Source organism: Streptomyces sp. R33 (assembly GCF_041200175.1).
Taxonomy (GTDB): Bacteria; Actinomycetota; Actinomycetes; order Streptomycetales; family Streptomycetaceae; genus Streptomyces; species Streptomyces katrae_B.
The window spans coordinates 2931427-2955528 of record NZ_CP165727.1; the positions used below are offsets into that span (position 1 = coordinate 2931427).

A 24102-nucleotide genomic window follows, 5' to 3' on the forward strand; every position below is an offset into this window, starting at 1 on the left:
GCGCGGGAGACCGAGGACACACTATGCGAACGGCGGCCGACGACGGCGCCCACGGCGGCCGCGTCGCCCGCTCGGTGCCGGATCGGGCACCGAGCGGAAGGTCGCGGGCTGTTCGAGCTTGCGCCAGTGGTCGTACGGCCATGCGATGACGACGGCCCTCCCCACGACGCCCTCCTCGCCGATGGTGCCGTCGAAGGCCTCGTCGAGGTGGTAGCGGGAATCGGCGGAATTCGCCCGGTGGTCGCCCATGACGAAGAGCCGCCCCGGGGGCACCTGCACCTCGAACCTGATTTCGGAAGGGGCGTTGCCCGGGCTCACGTACGGCTCATCGAGCGGCGCGCCGTTGACGGTGACGCGCCCCTTGGCGTCGCAGCACACGACGGTGTCGCCGCCGACGCCGATGACCCGCTTGATCAGGTCCTGCTCGTCGGCGGAGGGCAGCAGGCCGATGAAGGTCAGCGTCTCCTTGATCTGCTTGACGCCGACCGGGTCCTCGGGCGGGCGCGCGGCCTCGCCTTTGAGCCACCCGCCGGGGTCCTTGAAGACCACGACGTCGCCGCGCTCGACCTTGGAGCCGAACCACGGGGTCAGCTTGTCGACCAGCACCCGGTCCCCGATCCGGATCGTCTGCTCCATGGACCCGGACGGGATGAAGAAGGCCTGCACGAGGAAGGTCTTGAGGACGAGCGCAATGCACAGCGCCACGATGATCAGCAGCGGCACCTCGCCCACCCGGCGGGTCCGTCTGCGCCGCTTGACCCGGCGGGCCAGCCGGCGCCGTTCGGCGCGGCCCCCGCCCCCGGCCGCTACGGGGACCGGCTCGGGCTCCGGATCCGGCTCCGGCTCGGGGAGCCGACCGCCTCTGGGGCGCCCCCGGCTACCCATGACCGCCGCCGGAGGACGGTGTCACCGCAGGCGGCGATCCCCAGCGCGAAACCGGCCAGCCGATCCAGTCGGCCCGCCCGATCACCTTCTCCACCGGCACCATCCCCCCGCCCGGCTCCCCCAGGTGGTCCCGGGAGTCCCGGGACTGGGAACGATGATCACCCATGACCCACAGGGTCCCAAGGGGTACGACGATCCGGAAGGGCACCTTCGAGGGCGTGTCGCCGGGATACAGGTACGGCTCCTGCAGCGGGACGCCGTTCACCTTGATGCGCCCGCCTGCGTCGCAGCACACCACGTCGTCGCCGCCGATGCCCACGACCCGCTTCACGAAGTCGGTCTCGGACGGCTCGCCGATCCCGAGTGCGGAGGCCGCGCCGTGCAGGGCCTCGCCGATCGGGTTGCCGTCGGCGCGCTCCGGTACGAACGATCCCGTGCCGTCGAAAACCACCACGTCCCCTCGCTTCGGCCGGTCGCCGAAACGGTACGCCAGCTTGTTCACCAGCACCCGGTCCCCGACCTGGAGCGTCGGCTCCATCGACCGGCTCGGGATCAGGAACGGCTGCACGACGAAATTGCTGATCAGCAGCAGGAACGTCGTGCAGAGCACGCCGAGCACCCCGGCCCGCGGCCAGATCAGGAACGCGCGCCACCCGGGACGCGCACGGCGCCCCCACAACGCAAAACGCGGCCGCCCCTCCCCCGTTTCGGGGGAGGAGTGGCCGCGCTGTGTGAGCTCTGCTTCGGTGTCCATCGGTGGCGAGCCTATCCGGCCGCCCCGGGGACCCGGAGAGGAGATCAGCGGTCGCGCTTCTCCTTGATCTTCGCGGCCTTGCCGCGGAGCTCACGGAGGAAGTACAGCTTGGCGCGACGCACGTCACCGCGGGTGACGAGCTCGATCTTCTCGAAGATCGGGGAGTTCACCGGGAAGGTGCGCTCCACGCCGACGCTGAAGGAGACCTTGCGAACGGTGAAGGTCTCGGAGACGCCAGAGCCCTGGCGACGGATGACAACGCCCTTGAACTGCTGGATACGGGAGCGGTTGCCCTCGATGACGCGGACGTGCACGTTGATCGTGTCACCCGGGCGGAAGGCCGGGACGTCGGAGCGGATCGAGGCGGCGTTGACGCCATCGAGCAGGTGAGACATGTTCTTCGTCTGCTTTCTTCGCACGACGCCACAGGCCGCCGGTGCGGATTTCCGTAGAGAATTCGGGAGCCGGGTCACTCGGCGGACGACTGTCCCCCTGTGGCAGGGGCGCACGCGAGCACACAGCAGCCGCCTATTCTTCCACGGCCTGCGGCCTACGCCAAAATCGGCCGTCGGCGTCCGGCCGCCAGCCCAGGATGCTCAGCGTCTCGCGGTCCTTCTTGTCGAAGGCGGAGGCCTCGCAGCGCTCGATCAGGTCGGGGCGGTTCTGCGCGGTCCTGCGGAACGCCTCGTCCCGGCGCCAGCGGGCGATCTTCCCGTGGTGGCCGCTGAGCAGCACGTCGGGGATGCCCCGGCCGCGCCACTGCGGGGGCTTCGTGTAGACCGGCCCCTCCAGCAGGTTCTCCATCTCGCCGGGCGCGAAGGAGTCGTCGCGGTGCGATTCGGCGTTGCCGAGCACCCCGGGGAGCAGCCGGGCCACGGCCTCGGTGACGACCAGGACGGCCGCCTCGCCGCCCGCCAGCACGTAGTCGCCGATGGAGACCTCGTAGACCGGCATCCGCGTGGCGTACTCGTCCATGACCCGGCGGTCGATGCCCTCGTACCGGGCCGGCGTGAAGATCAGCCAGGGCCGCTCGGAGAGCTCGACGGCCAGTTCCTGGGTGAACGGGCGGCCGCTGGGCGTGGGGACGACCATGACCGGCCCGCGCGCACCGGACTCGTACCCGTCGGCCAGCGCCTCGTCGAGGGCCTCGCCCCACGGCTCGGTCTTCATGACCATGCCGGGACCGCCGCCGTACGGGGTGTCGTCGACGGTGTTGTGCCGGTCGTACGTCCAGTCCCGCAGGTCGTGGACGTGTACGTCGAGCTGCCCGCGGGCCCGCGCCTTGCCGACGAGGGAGACGTTCAGCGGCTCCAGGTACTCGGGGAAGATCGTGACGACGTCGAGACGCATCAGGCTTCTTCCCCGGCCTCGGCCCCGTTGTCGCGCGCGGAGACGATCTCGGCGCGGTCGTCGATCAGCCCGGGCGGCGGGGTGATGACACAGCGCTGCTCCTCGAGGTCGATCTCGGCGACGATCTCCTCGACGAAGGGGATCATCACCTCGGTGCCGTCGGGGCGCTCGACGATGAAGAGGTCCTGCGAGGGCAGGTGGGAGATCTCGGTGATCCGACCGATCTCGGTACCGTCCTCCAGCACCACGTCCAGGTCCATCAGCTGGTGGTCGTAGTACTCGTCTTCTTCCTCGGGGAGCTCCGCCGGGTCCACGTCGGCGATGAGCAGGATGTTGCGCAGCGCCTCGGCGCCGGTGCGGTCCTTGACACCGGCGAAGCGGAGCAGCAGCCTCCCGCTGTGCACGCGGCCCGTCTCGATGGTCAGCGGACCCGCCGTTGCCGGCTCGGTCCGCAGCACGGCACCGGGCGAGAGCCGCAGCTCCGGCTCGTCGGTCCGCACCTCGACGGTGACCTCACCCTTGATCCCGTGGGCGCGGCCGATCCGCGCAACAACCAGCTCCACTGTCTCTCTCCTGTTCAGACGACGACGGGCCGGGGTGGGCACGAATGCCCTCCCCGGCCCGTGCCGGTGATTCACGTTCTCAATGAACCAAGTCTCAGCGGACCTGGTCCACGTCGACGAGGTCGACGCGGATCCCCCGGCCGCCGATGGCGCCCACGACGGTACGCAGGGCACGCGCGGTGCGGCCGTTGCGGCCGATCACCTTCCCGAGGTCGTCCGGGTGAACCCGGACCTCGAGCACCTGCCCGCGACGCAGGTTGCGCGAGGCGACCTGCACTTCGTCGGGGTTGTCCACAATGCCCTTTACGAGGTGCTCAAGAGCCTCCTCGAGCATGCTCAGGCCTCGGTCGACTCGGCGGCGGCCTCAGCCTCGTCCGCCTTCTTGTCGGCCTTCTTCGCCTTCTGCGTGATGGCCTCGCCCTTGGTCTCGCCGATGCCCTCGAGGGCCTTGGCGAACTCGTCGAAGGAGCGGCGCTTGCTCTCCTTCGTCTCCGGCTGCAGCAGCGGCGCGGGGGCCGGGAGGCCCTTGTGCGCCTGCCAGTCACCGGTCAGCTTCAGGATGGCGAGCACAGCCTCGGTGGGCTGGGCGCCGACGGACAGCCAGTACTGCGCACGCTCGGCGTTGACCTCGATGCGCGACGGGTTGTACGTCGGGTGGTACAGACCGATCTCCTCGATCGCACGACCATCGCGGCGGGTGCGCGAGTCGGCGACGACGATGCGGTAGTGCGGCTGGCGAATCTTGCCGAGGCGCTTGAGCTTGATCTTGACTGCCACTGGAGTGGTGTCTCCTGAACTTGACGTGGTTGGGCACATGAGATGCCACGTGGGGTTGCGGTACTCGGGTGCCCGATGGACGCGTCAGCCGGAGGAGAGAGGGGTCCTATGCGACTGTCGAGTACAGCTAGCCATTGTGCCACATGCCTGCGGCGCTTCTCGCGGGGAGCTGCGATCAGCGGCGCGCGGCCGCCCACCGGCTCAGGAGGCCGCGGCCGAGACGGCGACCTCGGGGATGCGGAACGGCTTCATGCAGCCGCCGCACACGATCGGCGCCTGCGCCAGCACGGAGGGGACCACCCGCACGTTGCGCCCGCAGTCGCAGACCGCCTTGACGCGGACACCGCCACCGGAGGAGCCGTGCCGGGCGGCCGGCCCGCGGAAGCTGCGCTTGGTGTCGGCGGCCGTCGCGGCCGTGTGCGCCTTCAGTGCGCGCTGCAGCCGCTCCATGGTGGGGCGGTAGCGCTTCTTCGCCTCGGGATTGAGCGAGACCAGCGAGAAGCCGCTGCTGGCATGCGGCTCGTCGGAGTGGTCCAGCCCCATCTCCTCGGCGATCGCGAGGAATCTGCGGTTGTGGTAGCGGCCTGCACGCGAGGTGTCGCGCACCCCGCGGGCGGCGGCGATGCCGTGGACTGCCTCGTGCAGCAGTCGCTCGAAGGAGAGCTCGGCGCCGCAGGCGGACGAGGACTCTCCGATCAGGGACTCGGGCGCGGCAAGGTCAGGCAGCTCGGGGTGGTACCGCTGAATGTCGGCCCACGCCTGCGCCAGCTCTGCGGCGAGAACAGGTGGTGTCGTGCTCACGTCGTGACAACGAGCCGGAGTGCCCCGGTGTTCCGATTCCGGGCCATTCCAAATTTTTTGCACGTACCAGTCAGTTCAGTCTCATGCGTCCTGACGAGGACGGGTGCGCCGATCCCAGGAGGAGTCGGTACGTAACGACGACCAGACCGACACGAACCCGCCCCGGCGCGCGGCTCGTGCCGTGCGCCGGGGCGGGTTCGAGGGTCGGACAGGGTCGGTCAGTACGAGCGCGCGACGATCGCGAGCGTACCGGGGGCGTCGTCCGCCTCCGGAACCGACCCGTCCTCGGCGATCAGGCAGCGGACGGACACGGCCTGCTCGCCCAGCTTGGCCTCGCCCTCGGGGCCGAGGTCGGCCCACGGGATCCGCGCCCAGCCGCCCGCGACGGCGGCCTCGGCGGCCTCCTCGATGGTGGAGACGTCGGAGGTACGGGCCAGGCGGCGCTCGCGGGACTCGCGCAGCAGCTGCGCCTGGTCCTCGTCGAGCACCTTGGGCAGCAGGTCGGCGAGCGCGTCGATCTGCACGGGCTCCTTGCCGCCCGGGATCCGGCGGGCCAGCATCGCGGTGCCGGCCTCCAGGTCGCGGGGACCGATCTCGATGCGGACCGGTACGCCCTTGAGCTCCCAGTCCACGGCGCGGCGGCCGAACGGGGTGTCGACGCGGTCGTCGACCTGCACGCGCAGGCCCGCGGCCTTGAGCTGCGCACCGAGCTCGCGGACCTTCGCGACGGCCTCGTCGCCCTTGATCGCCATGACGACGACCTGGACGTGCGCGAGGCGCGGCGGGACACGGAGGCCGTTGTCGTCACCGTGGGACATGATCAGACCGCCGACCATGCGGGTCGAGACGCCCCACGAGGTCTGCCAGACGAGCTCCTGCTTGCCTTCCTTCGACAGGTACTGCGTGTTGAAGGCCTTGGCGAAGTTGGTGCCGAGCTCGTGGCTGGTGCCCAGCTGCAGCGCCTTGCCGTCGCCCATCATGCCCTCGAGGGTGAGGGTGTTGATGGCTCCGGCGAAGCGCTCCTTGGCGGTCTTGCGGCCGAGCACGACGTCGATGCCGAGCACGTTCGTCATGAAGTCGCCGTAGACGTCCGTGTGGATGCGGGCGGCGTAGTCGCGGGCGTCCTCGTACGTGGCGTGGGCGGTGTGGCCCTCCTGCCAGAGGAACTCACTCGTACGGAGGAACACGCGCGGGCGCATCTCCCAGCGGACCACGTTCGCCCACTGGTTGATGAGCAGGGGCAGGTCGCGGTAGCTCTGGACCCACTTGGAGAAGTAGTCGTTGATGATCGTCTCGGAGGTGGGCCGGACCACGACCGGCTCTTCCAGCTCCTTGCCGCCGCCGTGCGTGACGACGGCGAGCTCGGGGGCGAAGCCCTCGACGTGCTCGGCCTCGCGCGTCAGGTACGACTGCGGGATGAACAGCGGGAAGTACGCGTTCTGGGCGCCCGCGTCCTTGATGCGCGCGTCCATCTCCTGCTGCATCCGCTCCCACAGGCCGTAGCCGTACGGCCGGATGACCATGGTGCCGCGTACCGGACCGTTGTCGGCCAGCTCGGCCTTGTTGATCAGATCCTGGTACCAGCGGGGGAAATCCTCCGCCTGGGGGGTGAGAACGGGTGCCTTTGCCATGGCGCGAATGGTACGGCGCCGGGCACTCGATGCGTGAATCGGGTGGCGCACTCCTCTGGACGCGGGGGCGAATGGGGAGTTCTCTGGCAACGGGGGCAAGGGGGCGACAAGGAATCAGGAGCGCTCTTTCGATGACACCGACGCCGACGGCGACGCTCGTCGCCCGGGACTGGGCGGAGATCCAGGAACGGATGCTGGTACCGCTGTACGAGGCGGTCTACGACCGGCTGGAGGTCGGGCCGGGCGACCGGCTGCTCGGCCTGGACTGCGGGTCCGGGCTGGCCCTGCTGCTGGCTGCGGGGCGGGGAGCCGTCACCACGGGGGTGGAGACGGATCCGGCGCGCCGCGCCCTGGCGCGCGAGCGGCTGCTGGAGGTGATCGCGGCCCCGCCGGGCGCCGCGCGGCCGTACGACGTGCTGCTGGCCTTCTCGCCGTCCGAGGCGGCCCTGGCCGCGGCCCTGCCGGCGGTCCGGCGCGGCGGGGCTGTGGTGCTGGCCGACTGGGGCCCGGCGGAGCGGTGCACGGTGCCCGCGGTGCTGGGCGGCGGACCCGCGCCGCAGGATCTGGACGCGGCGGTGGCGCGGGCCGGGCTCTCGCCCGACGGATCGGGCCGGGTGTTCTGCCCCTTCGGGTACGCGGACGTGGACAGCGCGGTACGGGGGCTGCTCTCGGCGGGGCTGTACGAGTCCACCTCGGATCCGGCGCAGGTCGAGAAGGAGCTCACGGAGGCCCTTCACCCGTACGAGCGGCCGGACGGCACCGTCTGGCTGCCGAACATCTTCCGCTACGTGATCGCCCGCGTGCCGTAGCCGCAATCGGAGCCGCGGGCACGGCCTCGGGGGCCTGCGCCGCTACTTCGCCTCCTTGGAGAGGCGGGGGATGCCCGCGGCCTCGTAGGCGGCCGGTTCGTCCAGGGTCTCGTTCGCCAGCAGGGCCTCGGTCAGGGCGTCGAGTTTCGGACGGTGTTCGCGCAGCAGCCGGCAGGCCTCCACGTAGCACTCGTCGACGATCCGCCGCATCTCGTGGTCCACCGCGTCCAGGGTGGCGGGGGCCGCCAGGAGCCCGTACGGGCTCTGCGCGTCCGCCGGGATGGCGGTGAGGCGGCCGATGCGCTCGCTCATGCCCCAGCGGCCGACCATGCCGCGGGCGAGGTTGGTGACCTGTTCCAGGTCGTTCTCCGCGCCCGTGGTGATGACGTCGAACACGACGTGTTCGGCCGCCATGCCCCCGAGTGCGCCGATGATGCGGCCGCGGAGGTAGTCCTCCGTGTAGGAGTAGCGGTCCGCGTCGGGGGTCGAGAGGGTGACGCCGAGCGCCCGGCCGCGCGGCACGATCGTGATCTTGCGGACGGGGTCGGCGCCCGGCTGGAGCATGCCCAGCAGGGCGTGGCCGCTCTCGTGGTAGGCCGTGCGGCGGCGCTCCTCCTCGGGCATGACCAGCGCACGGGCCGCGCCCAGCTGGACCTTCTCGAGGGCGTCCATGAAGTCCGCCTGGGTGACCTGGCCCTGCTTGCGCTTCACCGCGAGGAGGGCGGCTTCGTTGGCCAGGTTGGCGAGGTCCGCGCCCGTCATGCCGGGGGTGGTGCGGGCGACCTGGTCGAGGTCCACGTCGGCGGCGAGCGGGATGTCCCGGGTGTGGATCCGCAGGATGGCCTCGCGGCCGGCCCGGTCGGGCGGGGAGACCGACACCGTGCGGTCGAAGCGGCCGGGGCGGGTGAGCGCGGGGTCCAGGACATCGGGCCGGTTGGTCGCGGCGATGACGACGACGCCCTCCGAGCCGGAGAACCCGTCCATCTCGGTCAGGATCTGGTTGAGGGTCTGTTCGCGCTCGTCGTGGCCGCCCATGGCGGCGCCGCCGCCGCGGGCCCGGCCGATGGTGTCGATCTCGTCGATGAAGACGATCGAGGGGGCCACCTTGCGCGCCTCGGAGAAGAGCTCGCGGACCCGGGAGGCGCCCACGCCGACGATCATCTCGATGAACTCGGAGGCGGAGGCGGAGAAGAACGGCACCCCGGCCTCGCCCGCCACCGCCCGCGCCAGCAGGGTCTTGCCCGTGCCGGGCGGTCCGGCCAGCAGCACCCCGCCGGGCATCCGGGCGCCCAGGGCCCGGTACTGCTGCGGGTTCTTGAGGAAGTCCACGACGTCGTTGAGCTCGCCCTTGACCTCGTCGATCCCCGCCACGTCGGCGAACGTGGTGCGTCTGCCGCCCTCCAGCTCCACGGGTTTGGGCGGCTGCTTGCGGCCCAGCCCGCCGACGCCGCCCATGGCCGAGCCCATGCGCCGGGCGATGAACACCCACAGGAGGACCAGCAGCAGCATGGGTGCCAGCGAGATCAGCAGATTGGCCAGGAAGCTGCGCTGCACGACGACCGGGGAGGCCGTGACGACGACGTTGTGCTTGGTGAGGTTCGTCCACAGCTGGTCGTCGGCGAAGGCCGGGCGCTGCGTGACGAACTTCGTGTAGTCGCCCTCGCCGCCGTCGGGCAGCGGCTGTTTGCTCTTCAGCTCGCCCTGGATGGCGTCGCCCTTGGAGTAGATCTTCGAGACGTTGCCGTCGGCGACCTGCTTGCTGAACTCCGTGTACGAGACGGTCGGCTCGTCGCCCTCGTTGAAGAACGACAGGACCACGTTGGTGATCAGGAAGACGATCAGGGCGGCGAGGATCAGCCCGCGCCAGCCCCCGGGCATCTTCCTCTTGGGCGGCGGTGCGGGCGGCGCGCCCTCGGAGCGCCAGGGCGTGTCGGCGCGCTCGCGAGGCGGTACGGGGGTGGGGTTGGGCACGTGGCCTCCTTACTGCCGTCCTCGTGGCCGACCATAAGGGATATAACGCACCATTGCGCCCGCTGAACGTAGGCGAACGGGCCCTGGCCGGAAGCTCCGGCCAGGGCCCGTTCGCGCACGGACGCGGTTACTTCATGAACTTCTTGAACTCGTCCGGGAGGTCGAAGTCCTGGCCGGGCTGGCCCGCGGCGGGAAGGCCGAACGGGCTGCCGGTGGCGGGCGGGGCGGTCTGCGGGCCCTGCTCGCGACGGGCAGCTGCCGCTGCCTCCTCTTCCTTGCGCTTCATCGGGTTGCCGCTCTTGCGCTTGCCCTTGGCCTGCTTGACCTGCTTCTTCTGGCGGCCGGGGCCGCCGCCCATGCCCGGGATGCCGGGCATGCCGGGCATCCCGCCGCCCTGGGCCATGCGGGACATCATCTTGCGGGCCTCGAAGAAGCGCTCGACGAGGTTCTTGACGGCGCTGACCTCGACGCCGGAGCCCTTGGCGATACGGGCGCGGCGCGAGCCGTTGATGATGTGCGGGTCGTGGCGCTCGGCCGGGGTCATCGACTTGATGATCGCGGCCGTGCGGTCGACGTCGCGCTCGTCGATGTTGTTGATCTGGTCCTTGATCTGGCCCATGCCGGGGAGCATGCCGAGCAGCTTGGAGATGGAGCCCATCTTCCGGACCTGCTCCATCTGGGCCAGGAAGTCGTCGAGCGTGAACTCCTTGGGGCCCTTGGCGAGCTTGGCCGCCATCTTCTCGGCCTCGGCCTGCGAGAACGTCTTCTCGGCCTGCTCGATGAGGGTGAGCATGTCACCCATGTCGAGGATCCGGCCCGCCATGCGGTCCGGGTGGAAGGCGTCGAACTCGTCGAGCTTCTCGCCGTTCGAGGCGAACATGATCTGCTTGCCCGTGACGTGCGCGATGGAGAGCGCGGCACCGCCTCGGGCGTCGCCGTCGAGCTTGGAGAGCACGACGCCGTCGAAGCCGACGCCGTCGCGGAAGGCCTCGGCGGTGTTGACCGCGTCCTGGCCGATCATGGCGTCGACGACGAAGAGGATCTCGTCGGGGTTGACGGCGTCGCGGATGTCCGCGGCCTGCTGCATCAGCTCCGAGTCGATACCGAGGCGGCCGGCGGTGTCGACGATGACGATGTCGTACTGCTTGGTGCGGGCGTACTCGATGGAGTCCTTGGCCACCTGCACCGGGTCGCCGATGCCGTTGCCGGGGGCGGGCGCGTAGACCGCGACACCGGCGCGCTCGGCGACGACGCTGAGCTGGTTGACGGCGTTGGGGCGCTGGAGGTCGCAGGCGACGAGCAGCGGGGAGTGGCCCTGGCCCTTGAGCCAGAGGCCGAGCTTTCCGGCGAGGGTGGTCTTACCCGCACCCTGGAGACCGGCGAGCATGATCACGGTGGGCGCGGTCTTGGCGAAGCGCAGGCGCCGGGTCTCGCCGCCGAGGATCGAGACGAGCTCGTCGTTGACGATCTTGAGGACCTGCTGGCCCGGGTTCAGGGCCTTGGAGACCTCTTCGCCGCGGGCGCGCTCCTTGACGTTCGCGATGAAGGAGCGGACGACGGGGAGGGCGACGTCGGCCTCGAGGAGGGCGATACGGATTTCCCGCGCCGCAGCGTCGATGTCCTGCTCGGAGAGGCGGCCCTTGCCCCGGAGGGACTTGAAGGTCGCGCTGAGGCGGTCGGAAAGCGTATCGAACACGGTGGTCGCGATTCCTCGGGTCGGGGGCGTGTGGTCGCCCCCCAGGGTATCCGCCCCTCCCCCTGTCCGGGGACCCGCCCGTTCGGGCTCCGCCCGGACCCGGTCCTCAAACGCCGGACGGACCGGATCTGCCCTGCGCGGGCTGGATGGCGCGCAGCGCCATCCAGCCCCGCCCCGACCTTCGGGTCACTGGAGGGCGGACTCCAGGGTGCTGGCCAGGGACGCGGCCGCGGGCGGCGGCAGCGGTTTGCCGTCGGGGTCGACGACGTACAGGGAGTCCACCGCGTTGGCGCCGAGGGTCGAGACGTGGGCGCTGCGGACCCGCACCCCGGAGGATTCCAGCGCGCGTCCGATCCGGTGCAGCAGACCCACCGCGTCCGGGGCCCGGACCTCCAGGACCGTGGCCAGGGAGGAGACGTCCGGGACCACCGTCACCCGCGGGGGCGGCGGGACCACCCCGCGCCGCCGCGGGTACGCCGCCTCGCGGTCCGCCAGCTTCGCCGGGACGTCCAGCGAGCCGTCCAGCGCCCGGATCAGGTCCGTGCGCAGGCGGGACACCTCCGGCAGCGAGCCGTACTCGGCGGCCACCCGCCAGCGCAGCACCAGCACCTCGCCCGCCAGATCCGGCAGCTCCAGCGAGCGCAGGTCCGCGGCGCGGACCGTGAGCCGGTGCAGGGCCAGTACGCCGGCCACTGCCGGGAGGACCCCCGGCTGGTCCGGGACCGCCACCACCAGCTCGACCCCGACCGCGTCGTCCTCCTCCTGGCGCGCGTGCAGCGCCAGCACAGGCTCCCGGGTGCGCAGCGCCTCCACCGCGAGGCGTTCCTGCTCCGTCGTCGGGATGGCCGGCTCCGCCGCGCCGGGTGCCGCGCCGCCCAGCACCGAGGCGACCCGCGCCACCAGGTCCGCCACCAGCGAGCCCCGCCACGTGCTCCACGCCGCAGGCCCCGTGGCCAGGGCGTCCGCCTCGGTCAGCGCGTGCAGGACCTCCAGCGTGCCGAGCGACCCCACGGCCTCCGCGACCGACCGGACCGTCGCCGGGTCGTCCAGGTCGCGCCGCGTCGCGGTGTCGATCAGCAGCAGGTGGTGGCGTACGAGCACCCCCAGCACGGCGGCGTCGTCCGCGTCGAAGCCCACCCGGACGGCCACGTCACGGGCGATCGTCTCGCCCGCCACCGAGTGGTCCCCCGGCCAGCCCTTGCCGATGTCGTGCAGCAGGGCGGCCATGAGCAGCAGGTCCGGACGGCTCACCCGGCGGGTCAGGGCCGAGGCGCGCACCGCCGTCTCGACCAGGTGCCGGTCCACCGTCCAGGTGTGCACGGGATTGCGCTGCGGACGGCACCGCACCCGTTCCCAGTCGGGCAGCAGCCGCGTGATCAGCCCCTCGGCCTCGAGGGCCTCCCAGACCGCCACCGTCGGCTCCCCCGCCCCCAGCAGGGTCAGCAGCTGCTCCCGTGCCTCCGCGGGCCACGGCACGGGCAGCGGCTTCGCCTGCGCCGCGAGCCGGCGTACGGCGTGCAGCGACACCGGAAGTCCCGCCTGCGCGGCCGCGGCCCCGAACCGCAGGGCCAGGACCGGGTCCCGGTCGGGCCGGGCCGCCAGGGCCAGCACGGCCTCGCCGTCGGACTCCACGACCCCCTCGGCGAGCGGCGCCCGCTCGGCTGCCGCGGCCCCCCGCGTCCCCAGCAGCCCGCGCAGCCTCGGCCGGGCCGCCCGGGCCCGCAGGACCCGCCCGACCTCGCGCCAGGTCACGTCCCCGGCGTACGCGACGACCCGCGCGGCCTCGTACACCTCGCGCAGCAGCGCGTCCGCGTCGAGCAGGCCCAGCTGGGCGGCGACCTGGTCCTGTTCCTGGAGCGCGAGCCGGTCGGTCGCCCGGCCCGTCACCAGGTGCAGCGCGTCCCGCGCGTCCAGCAGCCGCCGCCGGGCGTCGGCCAGCCCCTCGCGCGGGGCGTCGGCCAGCCAGGACGCGGCGACCGCCCGCAGTGCGGTGGCGTCGCGGAGCCCGCCGCGGGCCTCCTTGAGGTCAGGTTCCAGCAGGAAGCGGAGCTCCCCGGACCGCTCGGCCCGCTCCCGGCACAGGGAGTGCAGCTGCGGGAGCCGCTTGGCGGCCTGGTTGCGCCAGTCGGCCAGTACGGAGGTGCGCAGGCCCGCGAGCAGGCCGGCGTCGCCCGCGACCGGCCGGGCGTCCAGCAGCCCCAGGTGCACCTTGAGGTCCTCGGCGGCGGTCTTGCGCGCCTCGGCCGGGGTCCGCACCGAGTGGTCGAGGGCTACGCCCAGGTCCCACACGGGGTACCAGATCCGGTCGGCCAGCGCGCCGAGCGCCCGCGGCTCGGCCTTGCCGTCGTGGAGCAGCAGCAGGTCGAGGTCGCTGCGGGGGGAGAGTTCGGCGCGCCCGTAGCCGCCGACGGCGACGAGGGTGGCGCCCCGCACTCCGGTCTCCCGCTGGGCCGTGGTGAACAGGGCGTTCAGCCAGTCGTCGGTCAGCCCGGCCAGCGCGGAACGCCGCGAAGGCCCGGACCGCGACTCCTCCTGGAGGAGTCGCAGCCGGGCCGCGGCGTACGCGCTGGGTCCCGAGCCGGACGGATCGCCGGAATCACCCGTCGTGGTCTGCTCGACGCTCGTCACCCAGGAGCTCCCGTCGCCTAGAGCGCTTCAGCGCCGCGCTCGCCGGTGCGGACCCGGATGACCGAGTCCACGGGGACGCTCCACACCTTGCCGTCACCGATCTTGCCGGTGCGGGCGCTCTTGACGAGGACGTCCATCACCGATTCGGCGTCGTCGTCCTCGACGACCACCTCGATGCGGATCTTCGGTACGAGGTCCACGGTGTACTCGGCGCCGCGGTAGACCTCGGTGTGGCCGCGCTGGCGGCCGTAGCCGCTGGCCTCGGAGACGGTGAGCCCCTGGACTCCGAAGCGCTGGAGGGCGTCCTTGATCTCGTCCAGCCGGTGCGGCTTGACGATCGCGGTGATCAGCTTCATGCGTCAACCTTCTTGCTCGCGGCGGCAGCGGGGACGGGGGTGGCGGTGCTCCGGGAGGAGGCGCCGCCGCCGGCTCCGCTGAAGTCGTAGGCGGTCTCGGCGTGCTCGACCTGGTCGATGCCGGAGACCTCGTCGTCCTCGGTGACCCGCATCCCGATCGTCTTGTCGAGGAGGAAGGCGAGGATCGCGGACACGACGAGAGAGTAGGCGAGGACCGAGAAGACCCCGATGGCCTGCTTGCCGAGCTGCTCCAGGCCGCCGCCGTAGAAGAGGCCGGCCGCGTCGGACTGGACCCCGCCGGTGGCGAAGAAGCCGACCAGCAGCGAGCCGATCACACCGCCGACGAGGTGGACGCCGACCACGTCGAGGGAGTCGTCGTAGCCGAACTTGTACTTGAGGCCGACGGCCATGGCGCAGACGACACCGGCGATGGCGCCGATGGCGATCGCGCCGAGCGGGGAGCAGGAACCGCCGGAGGGGGTGATGGCGACGAGGCCGGCGACCGCGCCGGAGGCGGCGCCGAGGGTGGTGAAGGAGCCGTGGCGCAGCTTCTCGTAGCCGAGCCAGGCGAGCATGGCGGCGGCGGTGGCGACCTGGGTGTTGACGAACATGACCGCGCCCACGCCGTCGTCGTTGCCGAGCCAGGATCCGGCGTTGAAGCCGAACCAGCCGAACCAGAGCAGACCGGCGCCGAGCATCACGAGCGGGAGGCTGTGCGGGCGCATCGGGTCCTTCTTGAAGCCGACGCGCTTGCCGATGACCAGGATGACGCCGAGGGCCGCGGCGCCGGCGTTGATGTGGACGGCGGTGCCGCCCGCGAAGTCGATCACGCCGAGCTCGAAGAGCCAGCCGCCGGCGCCCCAGACCCAGTGGGCGACGGGGAAGTAGACGACGGTGACCCACAGGGCGGTGAACAGGGCCCAGGCGCTGAACTTCACGCGGTCGGCCAGGGCGCCGCTGATCAGGGCGGGGGTGATGACGGCGAACATCAGCTGGAAGACGGCGAAGACGTAGACCGGGATGGTGTACCCGTCCCACAGCTCGGTGATGCCGATGCCGCTGAGGCCGACGTAGTCGGAGGACCAGCCGATGAGGCTGCCGGCGTCCGTGCCGAAGGCGAGGCTGAAGCCGTAGAGGACCCAGAGGATCGTGACGATCCCGAGGCTGATGAAGCTCATCATCAGCATGTTGAGGCTGCTCTTGACGCGGACCATGCCTCCGTAGAAGAAGGCGAGTCCCGGGGTCATCAGCATGACCAGGGCGGAGCAGATGAGCATGAACCCGGTGTTCGCAGCAGACAGCGTCGGGGCGTCTGCGGCGAGGGTCGTGATGGCTGATGCCATCGGCGTCTCCTCGTCGTCGGTACGTTCGCGTGCGGGCGATCGTGAAAACCTGAGCGGCGCAAGGCGTAAGGCCGGGGGGTGGGGGCCTGGGGGCTGGCCGGTTATTGACCCTGAGATTCGCGCAGGCCGGTTTCCGGCGGCGCCGCTCGGTGTTTCGCGTCCGTGACGAAGGCATCTCGGGTGTTACGGCGTGATGAACAGCGCGACCATCAATTGGGGAACCACGACGGCGAGCAACCACGTCCGCGAGAGCGGCGCCGGTTTAGGCGCAAAAAGGGGACCGGCCGCGGCAGTACCCGGGGGGACCTGGCTGGGGGAGCCTGATCGGGCTTCACGGGGTGACTGCCGCGGCCGGGGCCTTGGGGGCGGCGGCTCGGGCCGTCAGACGGCCTCCGCCGCTTCGGGGAGCCGGGAGGCGAGCTGGTCGGTCAGCCGGACCACGTCGGCGACGTCGCCGTACTCACGGGCGGCGGTGTCGACCGTCTTGCGCAGCCGCGTGTTCACCCTTTCGGACCGCACCTTTCCGGCCACGTCAAGGGCGCGGCCGACGAGGACGGTGGCCTGCTCGGGCTCGCGCTGGATCAGGTGCACGGTGGCCATGCCGATGAGGTTGAGGGCGTACGAGCGCTGGTGCTCGTCGTCCTTCTCGAACAGCTCCACGGCCCGCTGCATCACGGGCTCGGCGAGGGAGGCGTACATGGGGCTGCGCCCGGCCACGTAGGCCAGGTCGCGGTACGAGTGGGAGTTCTCGCCGTTGAGCTCGGCCTCGGAGAAGAAGCGGATCCAGTCGGGTTCGGGCTCGCCGTCGAAGGCGACGTCGGAGAAGGTGTCCTCGGCCATCCGGACGGCCCGCTTGCAGCGGCTGGGCTGGCCCATGTTGGCGTAGGCGCGGGCCTCCATCGCATACAGCATGGCCTGGGTGCGCGGGCCCGCGCAGTCGCGGCTGCCGTACTGCGCGAGGTGGATGAGTTCCAGGGCGTCCTCGGGGCGGCCCAGGTGGATCATCTGGCGGCTCATGCTGGAGAGGATGTACGAGCCCAGCGGCTTGTCCCCGCCCTCCTTGGCGGCGTGCAGCGCGAGGACGAAGTACTTCTGCGCGGTGGGGTGCAGGCCGATGTCGTAGCTCATCCAGCCGGCCAGTTCGGCGAGTTCCGCGGCGACCTTGAAGAGCCGCTTCATGACGGGCGCCGGGTGGTTCTCCTGGAGCAGGTCGGTGACCTCGTGCAGCTGGCCCACGACGGCCTTGCGGCGCAGTCCGCCGCCGCACTGGGCGTCCCACTGGCGGAACATCACGGTGGTGGCTTCGAGGAGACCGAGTTCCGGTTCGGACAGGCGCGGCGGGCGGTGGCCGCTGAGGGCTCCGGCCGCCCCCGCCTCGCGGGGGCCCGGGTCGGCGGCGGGGACCGGGACGAGCCAGCGCTGCATGGGCTCGATGAGGGCGGGGCCGGCGGAGAGGGCGAGCGAGGTCCCCAGGAAGCCGCGGCGGGCCAGCATCAGGTCGCTGCGGGAGAACTCCCCGAGCAGCTCGACGGTCTGCGGGCCGGCCCAGGGCAGGTCGACGCCGGAGACGGACGGCGTCTGGTGGGCGGTGCGCAGCCCGAGCTGCTCGATGGCGACGACGGAGCCGAACCGCTCGGAGAACAGCTCGGACAGGATCCGCGGGACGGGCTCGCGGGGCTGCTCGCCGTCGAGCCAGCGGCGTACCCGGGAGGTGTCCGTGCTGATGTGGTGGGCGCCCATCTGACGGGCACGCCGGTTCACCTGGCGGGCGAGTTCGCCCTTCGACCAGCCGCTGCGGACGAACCAGGAAGTCAGTTGTTCATTGCGGGCGGCAGAGCCCGGGACCTCCGGCTCCTCGCTCGTTCCGCTTGCGCCGTTGCCGCTCACAGGAACGCCCCCATCCACTCAGCCTCTTCATACGAAACCCTGGCTGGGGCGGCGAGCGCCGCCACGGACCTTCACAGGTCCTCCACGAGTTGCCTCCGGCATAACCACGGACGGCACGCCATCGGGGTTTGGTGCACTGAAAGTAATCCTACGATCACCCCTGCGGCGAGGTCGATTCCAGAAACGCCACCATTCGCCACCCCTTCGAATGAACTAGCCACCGGCCAGGCGCGATTCACTTGACACCGAGGCGAAAGCGATCGGTTGGACGGGAGTGCACCGGGGGCGCACGCGGCGAGGAGTGCGCCGGGTGGCCCCTCGGGACACCGGGCTCTTACCCGGCCCCGCATCCCGTCCCGCCGACGTCGTAACCACCGGCGCGTCCGACCCGTTGGAGGGGGCATGGGCATGGGCTTCACGATCGGCGGCAGCCGCAGCACCAAGGAGTTCCGTTCCGGCTCGCGGCGCCGCGGCCGGACGTCGGAGTGCACGGCGGTCGCGGAGTACACCGGGCTGTGGGGCTGGGACGTGGTCCCCGGCGCCCGCGCCGCGGCCCCCGCCCGCGACTGCTCCTGCGGTCATGCGCATTGCAGCACGCCGGGGGCGCATCCGCTGCCCCTCGCTCCGACCGTCGCAGCCGGCGCGACCCTCGACGAGGTCACCGAGACCTGGAGCGGCTACCCGGGCGCGGCGGTCCTGCTCCCGGTGGGCCGCACCTTCGACGTCATCGAGGTCTCGGAGGAGGCCGGGCGCCGCGCGCTGGTCCGCCTCGAGCGGATGGGCCTGCCGCTCGGGCCGGTCACCGCGACCCCGGACGGCCGGGCCCAGTTCTTCGTCGCCCCGGGCGCTGCCGCCGAGCTGCCGCAGCTGCTGTACCGGATGGGCTGGGACGACGCCGACCTCGACCTGCGCGCCCTGGGCGTCGGCGCCTTCCTGACCGCCCCGCCCTCCGACCACGCGGGCCTCGGCCCGGTCGGCTGGCTGCGCCCGCCCGCGCTCGACTCCGCGGGCGGCCCGCCGCAGGCCCGGCTGCTGCTCGGCACCCTCGCGTACATCTGCCACCGCCTGCGGCGCTAGTACGCCTGCCTACGGCAGCGCCCCCGCGTTCCGGCCGGAATGCGGGGGCGCTGCCGTGCGTACGGTCTGCGTGCGCTGCGTACGCTCAGTCGCCGATCAGGGCGTCCACGAACGCCTCCGGCTCGAAGGGCGCGAGGTCGTCCGGACCCTCGCCGAGGCCGATGAGCTTGACCGGGACGCCGAGCTCGCGCTGGACGGCGACGACGATGCCGCCCTTGGCGGTGCCGTCGAGCTTGGTCAGCACGATGCCGGTGATGTCCACGACCTCGGCGAAGACACGGGCCTGGGCCAGGCCGTTCTGCCCGGTGGTGGCGTCCAGGACCAGCAGGACCTCGTCGAGCGGGCCGTGCTTCTCCACGACGCGCTTGACCTTGCCGAGCTCGTCCATGAGGCCGGTCTTGGTGTGCAGGCGGCCGGCGGTGTCGATGAGCACCACGTCGGCGCCCTCGGCGATGCCCTCCTTGACCGCGTCGTAGGCGATCGAGGCGGGGTCGCCGCCCTCGGGACCGCGCACGGTGCGCGCGCCGACCCGCTCGCCCCAGGTCTGGAGCTGGTCTGCGGCAGCGGCGCGGAAAGTGTCGGCGGCGCCGAGCACCACGGAGCGGCCGTCGGCGACGAGCACGCGGGCCAGCTTGCCGGTGGTGGTGGTCTTGCCGGTGCCGTTGACCCCCACGACCATCACGACGCCCGGGGTGTCCGCGCCGCTCTCGGTCTTCACCGCGCGGTCGAAGTCGGTGCCGACCAGGGTCAGCAGCTCCTCCTTGAGCAGGGCGCGCAGGTCCGCGGGGGTGCGGGTGCCGAGCACCTTGACCCGCTCGCGGAGCCGGTCCACGAGCTCCTGCGTCGGCACGACACCGACGTCGGCGATCAGGAGGGTCTCCTCGATCTCCTCCCAGGTGTCCTCGTCGAGGTGCTCGCGCGAGAGCAGCGTGAGCAGCCCCTTGCCGAGCGAGTTCTGCGACCGGGCGAGGCGGGCGCGCAGCCGGACCAGGCGACCGGCGGTGGGCTCGGGCACCTCGATCTCGAGTGCGGCCGGAGCCTCGGGTTCGGCGACGGCGGGCGCCTCGGGAGCCGCAGCCTCCGCTTCGGGGAGGACGACCTCCTCGATGGTGCGGCGGGGCTCTTCCGCCGTCTCTACGGCGTCCTCCCCCACCTGCGGTTCGGCGGGCGGGGCAGTGATGGTCGGTGTGCTGGGCGGCGCCGGGGGCGGCAGCTGCTTCTTCTTGCGGCTGCCGACCACGAGCCCGCTGATCACGCCGACCGCGACCAGGGCGATGACTACAGCAAGGATGAGGATGTCCATAACGGATCCAGTATCGGCCACGGCTGCCCCGGGCCCCCGGACCCGCGGTTCCGGCCGGGCCGTAAGTCTCCATTTGCGGCGTTAGCGGCATATCCATGATGATGGGCGACTTACCCGTACGCCCTGCCACCGGAGTACCCGCATGCCTGCCGAGCCCGCCGACGGCGCGATACAGCAGCCGGCCGAGATCCCGACCGACACCTCGGTCGAGACCCGCGGCCTCGAGCCCGTCCCGGACGGCGAGCGCAGCGGCCGGGTCCGCGAGCTCGTGCCCACCTGGGTCGCCGCCAACATCAGCGTGCTGCTGCTGACCATGGGCGCCGGTCTGGTGATCTTCAACAAGCTCAACATCTGGCAGGTGCTCGTCGTCGCCGTCGCCGCGCCCGTCGTCTCGTACGGGCTCGTCGGCCTGATCTCCATCGCCGGGAAGCGCGGCGGCGCCCCCGGGATGGCCCTCTCCCGGGCCGTGTTCGGCCAGCGCGGCAACCTCTTCCCCGGCGCCCTGATCTGGGTCGCCCGCTGGGGCTGGGAGACCATCAACGCGGTCAGCGGCGCGTTCGCCATGCTCACCGTGCTGGACCTGCTCTTCGGCGTGCAGAAGAACACCGTGCTGATCGTGATCACCCTGGTGCTCTTCGTCGGCTGCACCTTCCTGGTGTCGGGCCTCGGCATCAGCGCGCTGCGCGTCTGCTCGACCTGGTCGACGTACCTCTTCGGCGCCTTCAGCGTGCTCGTGCTCGGCTACCTGGTCGTGGAGAGCGACTGGTCCGCCGTGTTCGACAAGCCGGCCGGATCGACGGCGATGATGATCGCCGGCATCGGCACCATCGCCGCGGGCGGCATCAGCTGGGTCCCCTCGGGCCCGGACTTCACCCGCTACCTGCCGCGCACGGCCTCCGCCAAGGGCATGGTCGGCGCGACGATCGGCGGCGCGGCCGTCGTGGTGATCCCGATGGTGCTGATGGGCGCGGTCATGGCGGTCGGCACCCCGGACCTGGCCACGGCGCAGGACCCGGTCTCCTTCATCGGCAATCTGCTGCCGGCCTGGATCGCGGTCCCGTACCTGCTGATCGCGCTGGTCGGCATGCTGCTGATCAACTCGATGTCCATGTACTCGGCCGGCTTCACGGCGCAGACCCTCGGCATCAAGGTCCCGCGCGCGGCGGCCGTCAGCGTCAACGCCGTCATCAGCCTGGTCTTCGGCTTCCTGCTGATGGTGGTCGCGACCAGCTTCTTCGGCTCGTTCATCTCCTTCCTGACGCTCCTCGCCGTGGCCTTCTCCGCGTGGATCGGCGTCTTCGGCGTCGACATGCTGCGCCGGACCTCGTACGACGGCGAGGCGCTGCTGGACACCACCCGCAGCAGCGCCTACTGGTACCGGGGCGGGTTCGCCTGGCAGGCCATGACCGCCTGGGGCGCGGCCCTGGTCGTGGGGCTGCTCTTCACCAAGGTCGACTGGTTCGGCGGGCCGCTCGCCGACACCTGGATAGGGCAGAACGGCCTGGGCTGGGCGGCCGGCATCGTCACCTCCGGCGTGCTGTACGCCGTACTGCCGCGCACCCCGGCTCCGGCGGCCGGCGCGGCCGGGGCCGAGGAGCCCGCGCTCGCCGGATCCCTGTCCAACTGACGCCACGTCAGCTAACGTCCCCCTTCGCCCGCCCACCCACCTCCGGCGAAGGGGGACTCCTCCATGCCCATCACCGTGGCCCGGTTCAATCTCGTCGACCCGAACGGCACCCCCGAGACCCTCTCCGCCCGCTACAAGGCCGCGCTGGAGATGGCGAAGTACGCGGACGACCGCGGGATCGACACGATCCAGACCGAGGAGCACCACGGCACCACCAACAACTGGCTGCCTTCGCCGTTCGCCTTCGCGGGCGCGGTCTTCGGCGCCACGCGCCGGATCGCGGTCACCGTCTCGGCGATCATCGGCCCGCTGTACGACCCGTTGAAGGTGGCCGAGGACATCGCGGTCCTCGACCTGCTGAGCGGCGGGCGCCTCGTCACGGTCGCGGGCATCGGCTACCGGCCCGAGGAGTACGAGCAGCACGGCGTCGAGTGGGGCCGCCGCGGCAGGCTCCAGGACGAGCTGCTGGAAACCCTGCTGCAGGCGTGGACCGGCGAGCCGTTCTCGTTCCGCGGCCGCACGGTGCGGGTGACCCCGACGCCGTTCACGCAGCCACACCCGCTGCTCCTGGTCGGCGGCAGCTCCCGGGCGGCGGCCCGGCGCGCGGCCCGGCTCGGGCTGCCGTTCTTCCCCAGCGCGCACCTGCCGGAGCTGGAGGCGTACTACCACGCACAGCTGGCGGAGCACGGGACGGAGGGGTTCTGCATGATGCCGGCGGCCGAGACCCCGCTGCTGCACATCGCGGAGGACCCGGACCGGGTCTGGGCCGAGTACGGCGACCGTTTCCTGCACGAGGCGGGCATGTACGCGTCCTGGCAGTCCAAGGACATCCGCAGCGCCGTACGTTCGGCCGCGCACTCGGTGGCGGAGCTGCGCGCGGAGGGCGTGTACCGGGTCCTGACTCCGGACGATGCGGTCGCGTACGCGCGGGGCGCGGGCGAGGCGGGGAACCTGGTGCTGCACCCGCTGTGCGGCGGGATGCCGCTCGACGAGGGCTGGCGCAGCCTGCACCTGCTGTGCGAACAGGTGCTGCCCCGGCTCAAGGACTGAGCGGGGGCAGCACCTGCCGTAGAGGAGAGGGGGTGTTGGCGGGGGTGGTTACCCCATCTCCTCCAACGCCTTGCCCTTGGTCTCCGGCACCCATTTGAGGATGAACGGGATCGAGAGCAGGGCGAAGAACGTGTAGATCATGTAGGCGCCCGACAGGTTCCAGTCGGACAGCGTCGGGAACGTGACGGTGATGAGCCAGTTGGCGATCCACTGGGCGGCGGCCGCCACACCGAGGGCGGCGGCGCGGATGCGGCCGGGGAACATCTCGCCGAGCAGGACCCAGACCACCACGCCCCAGGACAGGGCGAAGAAGAGCACGAAGAAGTTGGCGGCGACCAGGGCCACGATGCCCTGCGCGTGCGGCAGGGAGATGTCGTCGCCGGTTCCGGACTTGAAGGAGAACGCCCAGGCCGCCGTTCCGAGCGACAGCGCCATGCCGACGGAGCCGATGAGCGCCAGGGGCTTGCGGCCGATCCGGTCCACGAAGACCATCGCGATCACCGTACCGATGATGTTCACGACCGACGTCTCGAAGGAGTACAGGAACGAGGAGCTCGGGTCGATGCCGACCGACTGCCACAGCGAGGAGCTGTAGTAGAAGATCACGTTGATGCCGACGAGCTGCTGGAAGACCGAGAGTCCGATGCCGACCCACACGATGGGCAGGAAGCCGAAGCGGCCGCCGAGCAGGTCCCTGAAGGTGGACTTGTGCTCGGACCGCATGGCGTGGTCGATCTCGCGGACGCGGGCGTCGGCGTCGATGCCCTTGCCCTCGACGTCCCGCAGGACCTCCTTGGCCTTCTCCGTGCGGCCGACCGAGACCAGGAAGCGCGGGGACTCGGGGATGGCGAAGGACAGCACCCCGTAGAGCACGGCCGGGACGACCATCACGCCGAGCATCCACTGCCAGGCTTCCAGGCCGCCGATCTCGCCGCGCTGTTCGCCGTCGGCGAGGTTGAGGATCCCCCAGTTGACCAGCTGCGAGACGGCGATGCCGATGACGATGGCCGCCTGCTGGAAGGAGGCCAGCCGGCCGCGGTAGGCGGGCGGAGAGACCTCTGCGATGTAGGCGGGACCGATGACCGAGGCCATGCCGATGCCGAAGCCGCCGATCACGCGCCAGGTGGCGAGGTCCCAGAGGGCGAACGGGAGGGCCGAGCCGATGGCGCTCGCGGTGAACAGGACGGAGGCGATCTGCATGCAGCGAATACGGCCGATCCGGTCGGCGATGCGCCCGGCGGTGGCCGCGCCGAAGGCGCAGCCGATCAGTGCGGCGGCGATCACCTGGGCGAGGGCGCCCGAGCCGACGTCGAAGCGGTCGCGGATGGCCTCCACTGCGCCGTTGATGACGGAGCTGTCGTAGCCGAAGAGGAAGCCGCCCATGGCAGCGGCCGCGGTGATGAAGATGACGTGGCCGAGGTGGTCGGGCTGGGACGCGCTTCCACCGCCCGACGCGGGTGCGTTCGCTGTGCTGGTCAAGGTGCGCTCCTGGGCCCGGCTGCGACGGCGGGCTGGGTGGGGGTCTCGTTGCTTGCTCGTGTTCCTCTAGTGGCGCACAGCAAACTGCTTGCCACCACCTGAACGTCAACACGGC

21 protein-coding genes are annotated in these 24102 nt (G+C 71.5%); 4 read left to right on the forward strand and 17 right to left on the reverse strand.

What is annotated here, in order from left to right; translation table 11 throughout:
• Nucleotides 1-21 precede the first annotated feature (21 nt).
• The 9 genes from lepB (AB5J51_RS13150) to proS all read right to left on the reverse strand — a co-directional run bounded on the left by lepB (AB5J51_RS13150) (nucleotide 22) and on the right by proS (nucleotide 6761).
• Nucleotides 22-885: a signal peptidase I gene (lepB, locus tag AB5J51_RS13150; protein WP_369777772.1), complete on the reverse strand. Its 864-nt coding sequence runs from the start codon at nucleotides 883-885 to the stop codon at nucleotides 22-24.
• Nucleotides 878-1639, reverse strand: coding sequence for a signal peptidase I (lepB, locus tag AB5J51_RS13155; RefSeq protein ID WP_369777773.1), 762 nt, complete (start codon nucleotides 1637-1639; stop codon nucleotides 878-880). Before lepB (AB5J51_RS13155) ends, lepB (AB5J51_RS13150) begins: the two co-directional genes overlap by 8 nt.
• A gap of 44 nt (nucleotides 1640-1683) precedes the next feature.
• Entirely contained in the window at nucleotides 1684-2034 is a 351-nt protein-coding gene (gene rplS / locus AB5J51_RS13160; RefSeq protein WP_008737520.1) for a 50S ribosomal protein L19, read from the reverse strand.
• Nucleotides 2035-2167: 133 nt separating this feature from the next.
• Complete coding sequence (gene trmD, locus AB5J51_RS13165) at nucleotides 2168-2989, reverse strand: tRNA (guanosine(37)-N1)-methyltransferase TrmD (RefSeq protein ID WP_030298450.1); 822 nt, start codon at nucleotides 2987-2989, stop codon at nucleotides 2168-2170.
• Nucleotides 2989-3552: a ribosome maturation factor RimM gene (gene rimM / locus AB5J51_RS13170; RefSeq protein ID WP_053786124.1), complete on the reverse strand. Its 564-nt coding sequence runs from the start codon at nucleotides 3550-3552 to the stop codon at nucleotides 2989-2991. The genes trmD and rimM overlap by 1 nt, the downstream gene beginning before the upstream one ends.
• A gap of 94 nt (nucleotides 3553-3646) precedes the next feature.
• The gene (locus tag AB5J51_RS13175; protein ID WP_030011889.1) at nucleotides 3647-3886 is read right to left on the reverse strand and encodes an RNA-binding protein; all 240 of its coding nucleotides are present in this window, start codon (nucleotides 3884-3886) and stop codon (nucleotides 3647-3649) included.
• Nucleotides 3887-3888: 2 nt separating this feature from the next.
• Nucleotides 3889-4329, reverse strand: coding sequence for a 30S ribosomal protein S16 (rpsP, locus tag AB5J51_RS13180; RefSeq protein WP_030298453.1), 441 nt, complete (start codon nucleotides 4327-4329; stop codon nucleotides 3889-3891).
• Nucleotides 4330-4530: 201 nt separating this feature from the next.
• Nucleotides 4531-5130, reverse strand: coding sequence for a hypothetical protein (locus tag AB5J51_RS13185; RefSeq protein WP_030298455.1), 600 nt, complete (start codon nucleotides 5128-5130; stop codon nucleotides 4531-4533).
• 218 nt (nucleotides 5131-5348) lie between these two features.
• On the reverse strand, nucleotides 5349-6761 hold the full coding sequence (gene proS, locus AB5J51_RS13190) for a proline--tRNA ligase (RefSeq protein ID WP_053786123.1): 1413 nt from the start codon (nucleotides 6759-6761) through the stop codon (nucleotides 5349-5351).
• 131 nt (nucleotides 6762-6892) lie between these two features.
• Here proS and AB5J51_RS13195 point away from each other — a divergent pair, with 131 nt between their 5' ends.
• On the forward strand, nucleotides 6893-7570 hold the full coding sequence (locus tag AB5J51_RS13195; RefSeq protein ID WP_053786122.1) for a class I SAM-dependent methyltransferase: 678 nt from the start codon (nucleotides 6893-6895) through the stop codon (nucleotides 7568-7570).
• 42 nt (nucleotides 7571-7612) lie between these two features.
• Here AB5J51_RS13195 and ftsH read toward each other — a convergent pair whose 3' ends face one another.
• The 6 genes from ftsH to AB5J51_RS13225 form a co-directional block, all read right to left on the reverse strand.
• Entirely contained in the window at nucleotides 7613-9541 is a 1929-nt protein-coding gene (gene ftsH / locus AB5J51_RS13200; protein WP_053786121.1) for an ATP-dependent zinc metalloprotease FtsH, read from the reverse strand.
• Nucleotides 9542-9668: 127 nt separating this feature from the next.
• Entirely contained in the window at nucleotides 9669-11237 is a 1569-nt protein-coding gene (gene ffh / locus AB5J51_RS13205; protein WP_133896774.1) for a signal recognition particle protein, read from the reverse strand.
• A 186-nt stretch (nucleotides 11238-11423) separates the two neighbouring features.
• Complete coding sequence (locus tag AB5J51_RS13210; RefSeq protein WP_136225918.1) at nucleotides 11424-13865, reverse strand: [protein-PII] uridylyltransferase; 2442 nt, start codon at nucleotides 13863-13865, stop codon at nucleotides 11424-11426.
• Between the two features lie 17 nt (nucleotides 13866-13882).
• The gene (locus tag AB5J51_RS13215; protein ID WP_053786118.1) at nucleotides 13883-14221 is read right to left on the reverse strand and encodes a P-II family nitrogen regulator; all 339 of its coding nucleotides are present in this window, start codon (nucleotides 14219-14221) and stop codon (nucleotides 13883-13885) included.
• Entirely contained in the window at nucleotides 14218-15564 is a 1347-nt protein-coding gene (locus tag AB5J51_RS13220; RefSeq protein WP_053786117.1) for an ammonium transporter, read from the reverse strand. The genes AB5J51_RS13215 and AB5J51_RS13220 overlap by 4 nt, the downstream gene beginning before the upstream one ends.
• A 381-nt stretch (nucleotides 15565-15945) precedes the next feature.
• On the reverse strand, nucleotides 15946-17451 hold the full coding sequence (locus AB5J51_RS13225) for a hypothetical protein (protein WP_369777774.1): 1506 nt from the start codon (nucleotides 17449-17451) through the stop codon (nucleotides 15946-15948).
• A 408-nt stretch (nucleotides 17452-17859) separates the two neighbouring features.
• Here AB5J51_RS13225 and AB5J51_RS13230 point away from each other — a divergent pair, with 408 nt between their 5' ends.
• The gene (locus AB5J51_RS13230; RefSeq protein WP_136225919.1) at nucleotides 17860-18528 is read left to right on the forward strand and encodes a bifunctional DNA primase/polymerase; all 669 of its coding nucleotides are present in this window, start codon (nucleotides 17860-17862) and stop codon (nucleotides 18526-18528) included.
• Between the two features lie 85 nt (nucleotides 18529-18613).
• Here AB5J51_RS13230 and ftsY read toward each other — a convergent pair whose 3' ends face one another.
• A complete protein-coding gene (gene ftsY, locus AB5J51_RS13235; protein ID WP_053786116.1) occupies nucleotides 18614-19831 on the reverse strand; it encodes a signal recognition particle-docking protein FtsY in 1218 nt (405 codons plus the stop codon).
• Between the two features lie 142 nt (nucleotides 19832-19973).
• On the opposite strand from ftsY, the gene AB5J51_RS13240 reads away from it, so the two are divergent.
• Nucleotides 19974-21458, forward strand: a complete 1485-nt coding sequence (locus tag AB5J51_RS13240) for a cytosine permease (protein WP_053786115.1) — start codon at nucleotides 19974-19976, stop codon at nucleotides 21456-21458.
• A 63-nt stretch (nucleotides 21459-21521) separates the two neighbouring features.
• Complete coding sequence (locus AB5J51_RS13245) at nucleotides 21522-22508, forward strand: LLM class flavin-dependent oxidoreductase (protein WP_053786114.1); 987 nt, start codon at nucleotides 21522-21524, stop codon at nucleotides 22506-22508.
• A 48-nt stretch (nucleotides 22509-22556) separates the two neighbouring features.
• Here the strand turns inward: AB5J51_RS13245 and AB5J51_RS13250 are convergent, their stop codons facing one another.
• Nucleotides 22557-23987 (reverse strand): sugar porter family MFS transporter, encoded by a 1431-nt coding sequence (locus AB5J51_RS13250; protein WP_053786113.1) that lies wholly within the window; start codon nucleotides 23985-23987, stop codon nucleotides 22557-22559.
• Between the last annotated feature and the right edge of the window lie 115 nt (nucleotides 23988-24102).